Source organism: Oceaniglobus sp. K40-3 (assembly GCF_055808395.1).
This window is the reverse complement of the sequence record NZ_CM147868.1, coordinates 1357601-1370540: the sequence shown is the minus strand read 5'-3', so window position 1 is coordinate 1370540 and position 12940 is coordinate 1357601. Positions and strand designations below refer to the sequence as shown.

The 12940-nt window shown below is 63.0% G+C and carries 11 protein-coding genes and 4 pseudogenes; 4 read left to right on the top strand and 11 right to left on the bottom strand.

What is annotated here, in order from left to right; translation table 11 throughout:
* Positions 1 to 255 precede the first annotated feature (255 nt).
* The 4 genes and pseudogenes from AC0L7P_RS07055 to AC0L7P_RS07040 all read right to left on the bottom strand — a co-directional run bounded on the left by AC0L7P_RS07055 (position 256) and on the right by AC0L7P_RS07040 (position 3275).
* On the bottom strand, positions 256 to 468 hold the full coding sequence (locus AC0L7P_RS07055; RefSeq protein WP_473435067.1) for a hypothetical protein: 213 nt from the start codon (positions 466 to 468) through the stop codon (positions 256 to 258).
* A 23-nt stretch (positions 469 to 491) separates the two neighbouring features.
* Positions 492 to 2265 (bottom strand): annotated as a pseudogene (locus AC0L7P_RS07050) (acyl-CoA dehydrogenase C-terminal domain-containing protein).
* A gap of 11 nt (positions 2266 to 2276) precedes the next feature.
* Complete coding sequence (locus AC0L7P_RS07045) at positions 2277 to 2672, bottom strand: MerR family transcriptional regulator (RefSeq protein WP_473435066.1); 396 nt, start codon at positions 2670 to 2672, stop codon at positions 2277 to 2279.
* Between the two features lie 215 nt (positions 2673 to 2887).
* Positions 2888 to 3275: pseudogene (locus tag AC0L7P_RS07040) on the bottom strand (MerR family transcriptional regulator).
* A 139-nt stretch (positions 3276 to 3414) separates the two neighbouring features.
* Here AC0L7P_RS07040 and AC0L7P_RS07035 point away from each other — a divergent pair.
* From AC0L7P_RS07035 to AC0L7P_RS07025, 3 genes are read left to right on the top strand one after another with little or no spacing between them, the layout of a single operon-like run.
* Complete coding sequence (locus AC0L7P_RS07035; protein ID WP_473435065.1) at positions 3415 to 3846, top strand: PaaI family thioesterase; 432 nt, start codon at positions 3415 to 3417, stop codon at positions 3844 to 3846.
* Positions 3821 to 4348, top strand: a complete 528-nt coding sequence (locus AC0L7P_RS07030; protein ID WP_473435064.1) for a PaaI family thioesterase — start codon at positions 3821 to 3823, stop codon at positions 4346 to 4348. The genes AC0L7P_RS07035 and AC0L7P_RS07030 overlap by 26 nt, the downstream gene beginning before the upstream one ends.
* Positions 4341 to 5654: an MATE family efflux transporter gene (locus AC0L7P_RS07025; RefSeq protein ID WP_473435063.1), complete on the top strand. Its 1314-nt coding sequence runs from the start codon at positions 4341 to 4343 to the stop codon at positions 5652 to 5654. Before AC0L7P_RS07030 ends, AC0L7P_RS07025 begins: the two co-directional genes overlap by 8 nt.
* Here the strand turns inward: AC0L7P_RS07025 and AC0L7P_RS07020 are convergent.
* From AC0L7P_RS07020 to upp, 4 genes and pseudogenes are all read right to left on the bottom strand, one after another.
* Positions 5624 to 6707: pseudogene (locus AC0L7P_RS07020) on the bottom strand (quinone-dependent dihydroorotate dehydrogenase). The gene AC0L7P_RS07025 and the pseudogene AC0L7P_RS07020 sit on opposite strands and share 31 nt — an antisense overlap.
* Positions 6704 to 7042 carry a DUF952 domain-containing protein gene (locus AC0L7P_RS07015; protein ID WP_473435062.1) on the bottom strand — a complete coding sequence of 113 codons (339 nt, stop codon included), beginning with the start codon at positions 7040 to 7042 and terminating at the stop codon, positions 6704 to 6706. The pseudogene AC0L7P_RS07020 and the gene AC0L7P_RS07015 overlap by 4 nt, the downstream one beginning before the upstream one ends.
* A 146-nt stretch (positions 7043 to 7188) precedes the next feature.
* On the bottom strand, positions 7189 to 8382 hold the full coding sequence (locus AC0L7P_RS07010; protein ID WP_473435061.1) for an SPOR domain-containing protein: 1194 nt from the start codon (positions 8380 to 8382) through the stop codon (positions 7189 to 7191).
* A 73-nt stretch (positions 8383 to 8455) separates the two neighbouring features.
* The gene (gene upp, locus AC0L7P_RS07005; protein ID WP_473435060.1) at positions 8456 to 9094 is read right to left on the bottom strand and encodes a uracil phosphoribosyltransferase; all 639 of its coding nucleotides are present in this window, start codon (positions 9092 to 9094) and stop codon (positions 8456 to 8458) included.
* Between the two features lie 102 nt (positions 9095 to 9196).
* On the opposite strand from upp, the gene AC0L7P_RS07000 reads away from it, so the two are divergent.
* Positions 9197 to 9517, top strand: coding sequence for a hypothetical protein (locus tag AC0L7P_RS07000; RefSeq protein WP_473435059.1), 321 nt, complete (start codon positions 9197 to 9199; stop codon positions 9515 to 9517).
* Here the strand turns inward: AC0L7P_RS07000 and AC0L7P_RS06995 are convergent.
* The 3 genes and pseudogenes from AC0L7P_RS06995 to AC0L7P_RS06985 all read right to left on the bottom strand — a co-directional run bounded on the left by AC0L7P_RS06995 (position 9514) and on the right by AC0L7P_RS06985 (position 12939).
* Positions 9514 to 10496 (bottom strand): annotated as a pseudogene (locus tag AC0L7P_RS06995) (adenosine deaminase). The gene AC0L7P_RS07000 and the pseudogene AC0L7P_RS06995 sit on opposite strands and share 4 nt — an antisense overlap.
* Entirely contained in the window at positions 10493 to 11659 is a 1167-nt protein-coding gene (locus AC0L7P_RS06990; protein WP_473435058.1) for a phosphopentomutase, read from the bottom strand. Before AC0L7P_RS06990 ends, AC0L7P_RS06995 begins: the two are co-directional and overlap by 4 nt.
* Positions 11659 to 12939 (bottom strand): thymidine phosphorylase, encoded by a 1281-nt coding sequence (locus AC0L7P_RS06985; RefSeq protein WP_473435057.1) that lies wholly within the window; start codon positions 12937 to 12939, stop codon positions 11659 to 11661. Before AC0L7P_RS06985 ends, AC0L7P_RS06990 begins: the two co-directional genes overlap by 1 nt.
* Position 12940 lies beyond the last annotated feature (1 nt).

Sequence of the window (12940 nt, the reverse complement as noted above, 5' to 3'; positions counted from 1 at the left end):
GCCACCCCCGCACCCCCGGCGAGTATTTTTATCAGTAAAAAGCCATGCGGTAAGAAACGGTTAAGGTTAATGGGCGATCCTGAATTTGCGGTACAGGCTGGAGAGCCGATGACCGCTCAGTGAAAAGTCGCCCTGTCGACGGGCCGATAAGGCCGCGGATTAGGTTCCAAGGTTTCGGCAGGGCGCACCCCTCACTTTTTACTGATCCAAATACTCGCCCGCCGCAGGCGTCCCGCATGTGCAAACCGCGCTCCATTACCGCTTGCGCGCATCGAGTTCGGCCAGGAACAGCCGCAACCGGGCGGTAAGGTTTTCGCGGTTCATCACGCTGTCGAAATGTTCAAACAAGAAGCTCAGCGCCTCGCCCTCATCCAACCCTGCCTCATCCGCGAACCGCTTGAGTCGCCGATAACCGTCTTCGGTCATCGCGATGGGCAGGCGGCGGGTTGGTTTGAAACGTTTGGGCATGACTGCCTCCTTTTGCCACGACGCTAGAAGTTCGCGGCGTCCAGTTCCATCACCGTTTCCGCTCCGCTGGTGATCCGGGCCAGATGCATCGTTGTGGCCGGAAGTTGGCGCGCCATGTAATAGCGGCCGGTGGCAATTTTGGTGGTATGGAACTCGGTATCGGTGGTGCCGTCCGAAAGGGCCATCGATGCGGCTTTGGCCATGCGCGCCCACATCAGCCCCAGGCAAACGTGGCCGAACAGGTGCATGAAATCATAAGATCCCGAGAGCGCCGCATTCGGGTTTTTCATGTTCTGCATAAAGTACATGCCAGCGGCCTGCAAATCCTTGCTTGCGGCTTTCAACGGGTCGAGGAAATCGGATTTCAGTGCCGGGTCGTCTTCGTTTTCCTTGATGAACGTTTTCACCATCTCGAAAAAGCCCATCACCGTCTTGCCGCCGTTCAGGCCCAGTTTGCGGCCCACGAGGTCGAGCGACTGAATGCCGTTGGTGCCTTCATAGATCATGGTGATCCGGGCATCGCGCACGAATTGTTCCACCCCCATTCCCGGGTAAAGCCCGAACCACCCAGAGTTTGCTGAGCCAGCACGGTGGTTTCAAAGCCCTTGTCGGTCAGGAACCCTTTCAGCACGGGAGTGAGAAGCGAAATCATTGCCTCGGCTTCGGCATCGTCGTTACGACGGGCGCGGTCGATCAGCGAGGCACCCCAGAACGTGAACGCGCGCGCCCCTTCGACAAAGCTTTTTTGATGCAGCAGATTGCGGCGCACATCGGGGTGCACGATGATCGGGTCGGCGGGTTTTTCTGGCGCCTCAGCGCCGGTCACGGCGCGGCCTTGCAGGCGATCCTGCGCAAAGCCAAGGGCGTTTTGATAGGCGACCACGCCCTGGGCATAGCCCTGAAGCCCGACGCCGAGGCGCGCTTCGTTCATCATGGTGAACATGGCGCGCATGCCCTTGTGCTTTTCACCGATCAGATAGCCGGTGGCGCCGTCATAATTCATCACACAGGTGGCATTGCCGTGGATGCCCATCTTTTTTCCAGCCCACCACAGGACAGGGCGTTGCGATCACCAAGTGAACCGTCGTCGTTGACCAGGAACTTTGGCACGATGAACAGGGAAATTCCCTTTACGCCCTCGGGGCCACCCGGAATTTTCGCCAGCACCAGATGGATGATGTTGTCGGTCAGATCGTGTTCGCCCGCCGAAATCCAGATTTTCTGGCCGGTCACCTTAAAGGTGCCGTCGTCCTGCGGTTCGGCCTTGGTGCGGATCAGGCCCAGATCGGTGCCACAATGGGGTTCGGTCAGGTTCATGGTGCCTGACCATGATCCTTCGACCATCTTGGGCAGATATCGGGCCTTTTGTGCGTCTGTCCCGTGGGTGTGGATCGCGTTATAGGCGCCGTGGCTCAGGCCCTGATACATGTTGAAGGCCATGTTGGCGCTGACGAACATCTCGCCCACGGCCGAATTCAACAGATACGGCATGCCCTGGCCGCCATATTCGGGGTCACAGTCCAGCCCGATCCAGCCGCCCTCGCGCATCTGGTCATAGGCGTCCTTGAATCCTGACGGGGTGCGCACCACGCCGTTGTCCAGGGTGCAGCCCTCTTCGTCGCCCACAACGTTCAGCGGGGCCAGTACGTTTTCGGCCAGCTTGCCCGCCTCGCCCAGGATCGCCCCGGTGAAATCCCGGTCAAGATCGTCATACCCCGGTATATCAGTTTTGGAAATTTCAAGGACATCGTGCAGGATGAATTGCATGTCCTTGGTGGGGGCGGAGTAGCTGGGCATCTGTCGGCTCCTTAAGCTGCGGTTGACTGTCCGAGCGTGGCCAGTTTGGCGGCGGCCCAGGCTAACTTTTTCTTCAGGTCGGTGATCGCTTCGTCGAGTTCGGCGCGCTGCTGTTCCATGGCTGCCAGACGATTCTGGCCGAGTTCATGGGCACGGGAAAGTTGAGTCGCCTGCGTATCGTCGACCTCGTAAAGATCCAGAATCTGGCGGATCTCTTCCAGGGAGACACCAAACCTCTTGCCACGCAGAATCAGGGTCAGGCGGGCGCGGTCACGGTGGGTAAACAGGCGCTTCTGGCCCTCCCGGATGGGAAACAAAAGCTCTTTCGCCTCGTAAAACCGCAAGGTGCGTGGCGTGACATCAAAGGCCTCGCACATTTCGCGGATTGTCATCAATTGCTCGTCCATTCTGAGTACCTCTCATCTCCGGTTGCGGAATTGAGATGCGGCTGTTGCGGCAAGCATACAAGATTGGTTGACGCAAACGTAAACGGAACGTGGCGTCACTTTTCGGGCAGTAAAATTATGCGCAAGCTGACCCTGGGTCATACGCAATTTTACTCAATCAAAAGCGCTTTGGGCGCACGAATTAACAGAGGTTTCTTGCGGGGCGTGACGCAAAGTCAGGCAGGGGTTTCCGGCTTGCCCATCGCGTCGGCCACCTGATTGCGGGTTTCTTCAAGTTCCGTGATGGTGATGTCAAGTTGGGCGCGTTCATCGCGCAATGTGGCCAGTTGTCGGTCTGCCAGCCTGATCCATTCTGCCATCTGGGCATCGTTGCCCTGATTGTCATAGATCATCAGCCACTGACGGATTTCTTCCAGCGAAAAGCCCCAGCGCCGCCCCCGCAGGATAAGCGTCATGCGGGCGACATCGCGCGCCAGGTAAAACCGCGAGCTGGCCTTCTTTCTCGGGCTGCAACAGCTCGATGTATTCGTAATATCTCAGGGTGCGCGGGGTCACGTCGAACCTGGCGCACATTTCCTTGAAGGAAAGACGATTATCTGACATGGGGGCGGGCCTCCTGTGGTCAGGCTAGTCCAGCTTTGGCAGGGGTTCAATCGGTTGTCGCCATCCCACATGGCAAGTTTGCGCTTGTCGCGGACCGGTCCAGGGCCAATAACCATGGCGATAACACGGGAATTCCTTGATGACAGATGACGCAACCTTTGCCCAACAATTCATTTCGGCCCTGCCCCATGCCCGGGCGCTGGGAATGAAGATGCTGTCGGTGGGCAATGGCGCCGCCGAAATCGAGATGCCCTATGATGACCGGCTGATCGGTGATCCGCTGACCGGGGTGATTCACGGTGGGGCGGTGTCGGCGCTGATGGATACCTGCGGCGGGGCGGCGGTGATGTGCCACCCCGACGGCACGGGCAGCACGGCCACCATTGATCTGCGGATTGATTACATGCGTGCGGCCACGCCGGGCCAGACGATCCGCGCCCGCGCCACCTGTTATCACGTGACGCGTAATGTTGCCTTTGTGCGGGCCGAGGCGATGGATGACGACACCACCCGCCCCGTCGCCGCCGCAACCGGCGCCTTTACCTTTGAACGCAAGAAAGCCAAGCCATGACCCGCCCGCCCCCGAACCCGTTCAGGTGATCAAGCGGCGGCGCGATGGTGCGTTGTCGGCATTGGTGGGGAATATTCCCTATGTCCGCTTCATGGGCATCGAATTTGAACGTCGGGGCGATGAGCTGACCGCGATTCTGCCCTTTGCCGATGCACTGATCGGCAATCCGATTCTGCCCGCGATCCACGGGGGTGCCACGGCGGCATTTCTTGAGGTAACGGCGATTGTTGAACTGAGCTGGGCCATTCTGTGGCCCGAGATCGAGGCGGGGCGGATCGACCCGAACCACCTGCCGCGTCTGCCGCGCACGGTGGATTTCACCGTCGATTACCTGCGCTCGGGCCTGCCGCGCGATGCCTATGCCCGGGCGCGGATCAACCGGTCGGGGCGGCGCTATGCCAGTGTCCACGTCGAGGCGTGGCAGGACAATCGCGCCCGCCTGTTTGCCCAGGGCACCGGGCATTTCATCATGCCCGACCTGACCCAGCCGCAAGATGGCTGAGCCTGCGCCGATCACCCACGGCAGGGTGTTGAAAATCGCCATTCCCATCGTGCTGTCCAATGCCACGGTGCCCATTCTGGGCGCGGTGGATACGGGCGTTGTGGGGCAGATCGGGCTGGCCGCCCCCATCGGTGCGGTGGGGATCGGCGCGATCATCCTGTCGGCGCTTTACTGGATCTTCGGGTTCCTGCGCATGGGCACCGTGGGCCTGACCGCACAGGCGATCGGCGCCGATGACACGGGCGAGGTGGCGGCGCTGCTGTCGCGTGCGCTGTTGATCGGGCTGGGGGGCGGTCTGGCCCTGATTGCCCTGCAATTCTGGCTGTTTGCCGGCGCCTTTGCCATTTCCCCCGCCAGCCCCGAGGTTGAGGCGCTGGCGCGCGATTACATGCAGATCCGCGTCTGGTCGGCCCCTGCCGCCATTGCCATTTTCGGGATCACCGGCTGGCTGATCGCGGCCGAACGCACCCGGGCGGTTCTGGTGCTGCAACTGTGGATGAACGGACTGAACATCGCTTTGGATATGTGGTTCGTCCTAGGCCTTGATTGGGGCGTGAACGGCGTGGCCTTTGCCACCTTTCTGGCGGAATGGAGCGGCTTTGCCATTGGCCTCTGGCTGTGCCGCGCGGCGTTCCGGGTGCCGGACTGGCACAATTGGGCGCAGGTGTTTGACCGGGTGCGGCTGACACGGATGGCGCTGGTCAACCGGGATATCCTGTTGCGCTCCATCCTGCTTGAGGCGATCATGCTGTCCTTCATGTTCATGGGGTCGCAATTTGGTGATGTGCCGCTGGCGGCCAATCAGATCCTGCTGCAATTCCTGTTCATCACCGCCTTTGGCCTTGATGGGTTCGCCTTTTCCGCCGAGGCGCTGGTGGGTCAGGCCATGGGGCGGCAACGGCGCGATCTGTTCCGCCGCTCGGCGCTGCTGACCTCGGGGTGGGGCGTGGCGATTGCCGTATTTCTGGCCGTCGGGTTCGGGGTGTTTGGCGGCGCGCTGATTGATCTGATGACGACGGCGCCGCTGGTGCGGGCCGAGGCGCGGCTGTATCTGCCATGGATGTGTGCCGTACCATTGATCGCGCTGGCGGCATGGATGCTGGATGGCATCTTCATCGGCGCAACGGCCACCCGCGAAATGCGCAACATGATGGCGATTTCCGCCGTGATCTATTTCGCCGCCGTGCTGGTGCTTGCCCCTGCCTTTAGCAATCACGGGCTGTGGATGGCGCTGCTGATTTCCTTTGCGGCGCGGGGCGTGACCCTGGGTGCGCGTTATCCGGCGCTGGAACGCTCGGTGGCCTGAAGCAGGGCGTCGCGCCCGGTGCCGACCGCATCGGCGACAGTGGCAAAGCCACCCTGCGCCAGCAACCTGTCCAGCCCTTGGGCGATGTCGGCCACCATGGACAGCCCGCCGAACACCAGCGCGGTGTAAAGCTGCACCGCCGATGCCCCGGCGCGGATCTTGCCATAGGCATCTTCGGCGCTGGCAATCCCCCCACGCCGATCAGTGGCAGGGCGCCATCCGTCAGGCGCGACAGTTTCGCCAGAACAAGGGTCGAGCGGGCCAACAGCGGCGCGCCCGACAGCCCCCCGTTTCGCCCGCATGACGACTGCCAAGGCCCTCACGCGACAGGGTGGTGTTGGTGGCGATAATCCCGTCGATGCCGGTGCTGCGCGCCACCTGCGCGATGTCGGCCAGATCGGTATCGCTCAGGTCGGGGGCGATTTTCAGGAATATCGGAATGGCCCGGGGCAGGTGCGCGCGGGCCCCCATCACACCGTCCAAAAGGGCGCCAAGCGCCGCCGCGCCCTGCAAATCGCGCAGGCGTTCGGTGTTGGGTGATGACACGTTGACCGTGGCGAAATCCACATGGGGGCCGCAATGGGCCAGCACCCGGGCAAAATCGGCGGCGCGATCTTCGCTGTCCTTGTTGGCCCCAAGGTTCAGGCCCACAGGAATGCCGGGGCTGCGGGGGGCAAGGCGGGCGGCGATTGCCTCCATCCCGTCGTTGTTGAACCCGAAACGGTTGATCGCTGCCGCGTCTTCGGTCAGGCGAAACAGGCGCGGGCGCGGGTTGCCCGGCTGCGGGCGCGGTGTGGCAGCCCCCAGTTCGATAAACCCGAACCCGGCGCGCGACAGGGACGCGACGGCCTGGGCGTTCTTGTCAAACCCGGCGGCCAATCCGACAGGGTTGGGCAGGGACAGCCCGGCAACGGTGGTGGCCAGACGCGGCGATGTCACCGCGCCGGGTGCCGGGGCAAGGCCCAGCTTCAGCGCCCGGATCGCCAGCCCATGGGCCGTTTCAGGATCGACCCGGTGCAACAACGCCAGGCCAAAACGTTCAAGCCCGCTCATTCCACCCCTTCGGGCAGGGTGTGGCCGCTGGCGCCGCTTTCGATCGGGCGGTTCCAGATCACATCGGCCAGCGACAACGCGCGGTAAAGGTGCGGAAACTTCTGCCCCCCGCGCGATTCTTCCCATTTCAGGCTGTCGCCAAGGGTGTCGGCATTGACCGCCAGCAACAACAGGCCGGTTTCACCGGCAAAGTGGATGTCCAGCGTTTCCTGCACCTGTGCGGCGGTGGAAAAGTGAACATAGCCATCCTCGATGTCTATGGGGGCGCCGCCGGTGGTGCCAAGTTCGGAGAGGGCTGCCCATTCGGGCGCGCGAAAAATTTTGTATATCTGCATGATGCCCTCATGCCTCCTTGCTGCGCGATGGTCAAGGATTCTGGTGGCGGACGCTGCGCCATGGCACGCAGGCGCCCCGCAACGGCATTGGGCGGCGGCGGAATGCTCCGGCACCGCCCAATCTGATGTCACGGCAACTCTGGTGGTCAGTTGCGGATGAACGCATCGCCAAACCCGGCACGCCGCGCAATGGACAGGCCGTTTTGCACCTGCTGCACACTGGCGAACGGCCCCGCAACCACGATCTGCAACGCCCTGCCCTTGCGTTTGACCGTTCCGATCCGCACCGGCAGGCCCGCCTGTTGCAACCGCGCGACCGTATCCTGTGCATTCCCGGCGACGCCAAAGGTTGCCACCTGCACATACCGCCCGGTTGCGGCCTTGGGCACCGGAGTGGCCTTGGCGACGGGCGCGGATTTGGTGGAATAGGTCGTATTGACCGGCGATCTCAGGATCGTCTTGCCACTGCGTTTTGACACGCCAAGCTGGCTTTTGTGAACGATGATCCGCTGACCCGCCGAAGTGCGCACCACCAGATATTGCCCGCCCCGCAGATCGCGTTTCTGCTTGGCGTAATCGGTATAGGGATAGACCAGATAATTGTAATCCCGGGTCACATCGGCCCCGGTGCGGTTGTCAACCAACCGGCGCGGCACGGTCTGGGTCCAGATCAGGGCGGTTTGCAGCGCCCCCGACAATAATTGTTTGCCCCGGTTCGGGTTCAGCCGGTCGTCTTTCCACACCTCGCGATACCCTTGGGGAACCTGCACAGGGGCCGGCCGCGCCACAGGCAGGCTGGTCACGCCGGCAATCGCCCTGTCACCGCCGCCCCGCACCACCGCGCCGCCGGGGTGCTGGGCCTGGGGCCCACACCGCGCCCCCGGGTTGATATATTGCGCCGACACCGGCGAAGCCCCGGCACAGGTGCCGCGCACCGGCCGCACCACGGCGGTTTGCCGGGGCGCGCGCACAACAGGTGCCACCGCCACGGGGCGCGTCACAACGCGGGGGGCAGGCACCACCGCCACGGGCGCAGGCGTACCCGGCGCATCCGCCACCACGGGCACGTTTGAACGGCGCGTGTTCGTCGGGGTAAACCCGCACATCCTTTTGCGCCCTCGTGACACCCGCGGAATCCATGATACAGCCCCGTCAAAACCGGCCCGCACGAACACACAGCCCGCGCTGTCGACATATTGCCGTCCGCTATAGCTGCTTGGTGGGAATTCGGCAGGTTGGTCATTGCCGGTAAGCTGTTGAGCCTCGGCCGGGGCTCCGACACAAAAGGCCACCGCAAACGCAGCAGCGATGGCAAACACACTTGTACGCAAGGAATTCATGTAATGTGCCCCCACACATTTGATTTTCAACGACGATGCCGGAATTGACCCATTGGGTAAAGTCCAATTCGCCCTATTTTGTGCCGAACATCCGGTCTCCGGCGTCGCCCAGACCGGGCACGATATAGCCCTGCTCGTTCAGCCTCTCGTCCAGCGCCGCCGTGATGACCGGCACATCCGGGTGCGCCTCGCGCATCCGCGCGACACCTTCGGGGGCCGCCAGAAGGCAGAGGAACCGGATGTCTTTCGCGCCCGACTTTTTCAGCAGATCAATCGCCGCCACCGAGGAATTGCCCGTGGCCAGCATCGGATCAACGGCAATCACCAGACGTTCGCCCAACTCGCTGGGCAGTTTGCAGTAATACTGCACCGGTTGCAGGGTTTTTTCGTCCCGGTACAGCCCCACAAACCCGACCCGCGCCGATGGCACCAGTTCAAGTATCCCGTCAAGCAATCCGTTGCCCGCCCGCAGGATCGACACCAGCGCCAGTTTCCGCCCGTCCAGAACCGGCGCGTCCATCTCGCACACGGGCGTTTCGATGCGCCGGGTGGTCATCGCCAGATTGTCGGTGATCTCATAGGCCAGAAGCTGTGAAATCTCGCGCAGAAGCTGGCGAAAGACGGCGGTTGAGGTGTCCTTGTCGCGCATCAGGGTCAGCTTGTGCTGCACCAGAGGATGGCGAACGATGGTCAGATGATCGGGCTGTGACATGGCAGTGTCCCTTGGCAGCGGAAGTTGGCATGGGGATAGCCCGGCTTGACAGGCAGGTAAAGCCAATGAAAACTTCACCGCATTGGTTCAAGGGGGATTGGGATGAACTGGAAACCAGCGAGCCTTGTTTTTCAGGGTGGCACCCAGGAAGCGCGCGCGCTGACCGGCAAACGGGTGCGCGCACGGCGAAGCCTGAGCGCGAACCGGTTCCTTGGCGCCGATTTTCCCTCTGGTCCGCCCTTTGATCTGCGCACCGGACAGGAAGGGTTCGTGGGTCATCCGGTCGGTGACATGATCGTGCTGGCGTTCAGCACGGGCAACGCCCCGCCCCCGGCAAACCTGACGGCGCTTACACGCGGGGCGTTCGTTTCGATTTCGGTCAACTGGCCCACATTCCGCGCGACTTTCGACGTGGAAAGTTAACCCGCAAGCCGCTTTTGCACCCTTCCCCGCGTGTCGGCATCACAAAACGCCGCCTCTACGCTGGTGCGCTCAACACTGTCAAACACGCCCTCGTCCCAATCAAAGGTTTCGGCCAGCTTGTCGTATTCCGCGCTCATGGTGGTGTGAAAGAACGGCGGATCGTCGGTTGATACGGTCACTTTCACCCCGCGTTCGCGCAACCGGTGGATGGGGTGATCGCGCCAAGTTTCATAAACCCCCAGCGCGATATTGGACCCCGGGCACACCTCCAGCACAACACCGTCTTCGGCCAGCCGATCCACCAGCGCCAGATCGTCAATGGCCTGCACCCCGTGGCCGATACGTTCCACCCGCAGATCATCAAGGGCATCGCGCACCGATTGCGCCCCGCCCCATTCACCGGCATGGGCGGTCAGCCGCAAACCCGCCTCGCGCGCCATATCAAAGGAATATGCGAAATCACAAAGTTTTCCGGCCATTTCATCGCCGCCAATGCCATAGCCGACAATCCAGTCGCCCGCCGTTTCCGCCGCACAGCGCGCCGCCTCGCGGGCCTTGTCGGGGCCGAAATGGCGCACGCAGGTGACGATGCCGCGCAGGATGATGCCGTCGTCGCGCTCGGCCTGATCTGCCGCCTCTTGCATGGCATGCAGATATTCGCGCCACGCCCCCACATCACGCCCACCACAAAAATCGGGTGAAATGAAGGTTTCGGCGTAAATCACACCATGGGCCGCACATTCGGCCAGAACGGCGCGGGTCAGGCGGGCGTAATCGTCAGGCGTCGTCAGAACGCTGGTGGCCGCCTCGTAAACCCGCAGGAATTCGGGAAAATCGCCATAGGCATAATGGCCCTGCTCATCGAATATCCTGCCGATATCGATGCCTTTTTCCTTGGCCAGCCCCCGGATGAAGACAGGCGGCGCCGCCCCTCCAGATGCAGGTGCAGTTCAACCTTGGGACGGTTTGACAGGCTCATAAAAAGCTCCTTCCGCGTTTGGGGGCAGGCAGGCCAAGATGTGCGGCGATCGAGGCGGCAACATCGACAAAGGCGCAGTGGCCGACTTCGCCCGTACCCGCCCCGGCCACCAGAACCGGCACCCGTTCGCGGGTGTGTTCGGTGCCGTGCCATGTGGGGTCATTGCCATGATCGGCGGTGATGATCAGAATGTCGCCCGCCCGCATCCGCGCCAAAAGACCGGGCAGTGCTGCGTCGAACCATTCCAGATGCCGCGCATATCCCGCAACATCGCGCCGGTGGCCATAGACGGAATCGAACTCGACGAAATTGGCAAAGATCAGGGACATGTCCCCGGCGCTGTCGATCCGGTTTTCCAAAGCCGTCAGAAGGTCTGCATCAAACCCCTTATCCACCGTGTCGACCCCCTGCATCGAGAAGATGTCACCGATCTTGCCCACCGCGTGAACCGTGCCACCCGCCTGTTGCACCCAATCGCACAGCGAGGGTTCAGGCAGGGCAATGGCATAATCGTGGCGGTTGGCGGTGCGGTGAAAATCCCCCGCCGTGCCAAGGAACGGGCGGGCGATCACCCGACCCACCTTCATGGCGTGCAGGGTTGGGGCCAGTTCGGCACAAAGGGTTTGCAGCCGTTCCAACCCAAAGGCCTGTTCATGGGCGGCGATCTGCAACACGCTGTCAGCCGAGGTGTAACAGATCGGCCAGCCGGTGGTCAGGTGTTCGGCCCCCAGCCGTTCAATCACTTCGGTGCCCGAGGCGTGGCAATTCCCCAGAATGCCATCGGTTCCGGCCCGCGCGCAGATTTCGGCAGTCACAGCGGCGGGAAAGGCCGGGGTTTCATCGGGAAACACCGTCCAGTCCCACGGCACCGGCACCCCGGCCAATTCCCAATGGCCCGAAGGCGTGTCCTTGCCCCGTGACACCTCGGTCGCCGCGCCCCAGCGCCCGGAGGGAGTGGCCCCAAGGCCGGGGGTATCCGCACCCGAGGCAAGGCGCACTGCCGCCCCAAGGCCCAGCCCGTCAAGGTTGGGCAGGTGCAGACCGCCGGGGTTTTGCTGTGCGATATGGGCCAGCGTGTTGGCGCCTTCATCCCCGAAATCAGCGGCATCGGGCGCGCCACCACAGCCAACGGAATCAAGCACGATCAGGATGGCGCGGGGCATCAGCGGATTTCCTCGTGGATCAGGGGCGGCAGGGCGGGGGCCGCGCCGATATGGATGGCCTTTTGCAGGGCAACTGCGGCCTTGTCGGCCATGGTCTCATCTGCGGCGTGGATGCGCAACAACGGCGCGCCCTTGTCCACCGATGCGCCAAGGCGCAGCACATCCGACAGACCAACAGCGGGGTTGATCCGGTCGGTTTCGCGCTGCCGTCCGCCCCCCAGATGCACCACGGCCATGCCCATTGCCACGCCATCAATGGCGGCGATGTGACCGGTTTCAGGGGCGGGCAGATGGCGGATTACCGGCGCCACCGGCAGATGTGCGCGCCAGTTTTCGGCAAAATCCGCAGGCCCGCCCAGCGCGGCGATCATCCGGCCAAAGCGTTCGGCGGCGCGCCCGTCGCGCAGGGTTGCGGCCAGATCGCCCCCCTGCCCCGACATCTCCAACAATGCCCCACCAAGGGCCAGCGCCACCTGCGCCAAAGGCGTGTCGGTGGCGCCGTGCAGCACCGCCATCACCTCGGCCAGTTCCACGGCATTGCCGACCGATGCGGCCAAGGGTTGGTTCATGTCGGTAATCAATGCCATGGTCGGGCATCCCGCCCCCTTGGCCGTGTCGACCAATTGCCGGGCAAGGGCGCGGGCGTCATCGGGCGTGGCCATGAAGGCGCCACTGCCCACCTTTACATCCAGCACCAGCGCGCCAATCCCGCTGGCCAGCTTTTTGGACAGGATCGAGGCGGTGATCAGATCGATGCTCTCCACCGTCGCCGTCACATCGCGGATGGCATAAAGCCGCTTGTCGGCGGGGGCGATCCGCCCGGTGGCAGACACGATGGCACAGCCGACATCGCCCACGATGGCGCGCAACCGCGCCTCATCGACCATTGTATCAACGCCGGGAATCGACTCCAGCTTGTCCAGCGTGCCGCCCGAATGGCCCAGCCCCCGGCCCGAAATCATCGGCACGAAACAGCCCAGCGCGGCCAGGGCGGGCGCCAGCACCAGTGACACCGGATCACCGATACCGCCGGTTGAATGTTTGTCGATCACTGGCCCCGGCATATCCCAGCGCAACACATCGCCGCTGTCGCGCATTCCGGTGGTCAGGGCCACCGCGCCGCCCGCGCCCAGCCCGTTCAGACAGGCAGCCATGGCAAAGGCCCCGGCCTGTGCGTCACTCACCCGGCCATCGGCCAGCCCCAGCGCGAAATCGCGCAGGACGGCCCCGTCAGGTGAACGCCCGGCCCGCAGATCGGCAATGACAGCGCGCGCATCCATC

Coding starts and splice junctions, on each gene's coding strand:
- upp (WP_473435060.1), bottom strand. CDS start 9,094: ATGTCACAGCCCGATCATCTGACCATCGTTCGCCATCCTCTGGTGCAG.
- AC0L7P_RS07015 (WP_473435062.1), bottom strand. CDS start 7,042: ATGCAGATATACAAAATTTTTCGCGCGCCCGAATGGGCAGCCCTCTCC.
- AC0L7P_RS07025 (WP_473435063.1), top strand. CDS start 4,341: ATGGCTGAGCCTGCGCCGATCACCCACGGCAGGGTGTTGAAAATCGCC.
- AC0L7P_RS06985 (WP_473435057.1), bottom strand. CDS start 12,939: ATGGATGCGCGCGCTGTCATTGCCGATCTGCGGGCCGGGCGTTCACCT.
- AC0L7P_RS06990 (WP_473435058.1), bottom strand. CDS start 11,659: ATGCCCCGCGCCATCCTGATCGTGCTTGATTCCGTTGGCTGTGGTGGC.
- AC0L7P_RS07055 (WP_473435067.1), bottom strand. CDS start 468: ATGCCCAAACGTTTCAAACCAACCCGCCGCCTGCCCATCGCGATGACC.
- AC0L7P_RS07035 (WP_473435065.1), top strand. CDS start 3,415: ATGACAGATGACGCAACCTTTGCCCAACAATTCATTTCGGCCCTGCCC.
- AC0L7P_RS07000 (WP_473435059.1), top strand. CDS start 9,197: ATGAACTGGAAACCAGCGAGCCTTGTTTTTCAGGGTGGCACCCAGGAA.
- AC0L7P_RS07010 (WP_473435061.1), bottom strand. CDS start 8,382: ATGAATTCCTTGCGTACAAGTGTGTTTGCCATCGCTGCTGCGTTTGCG.
- AC0L7P_RS07045 (WP_473435066.1), bottom strand. CDS start 2,672: ATGGACGAGCAATTGATGACAATCCGCGAAATGTGCGAGGCCTTTGAT.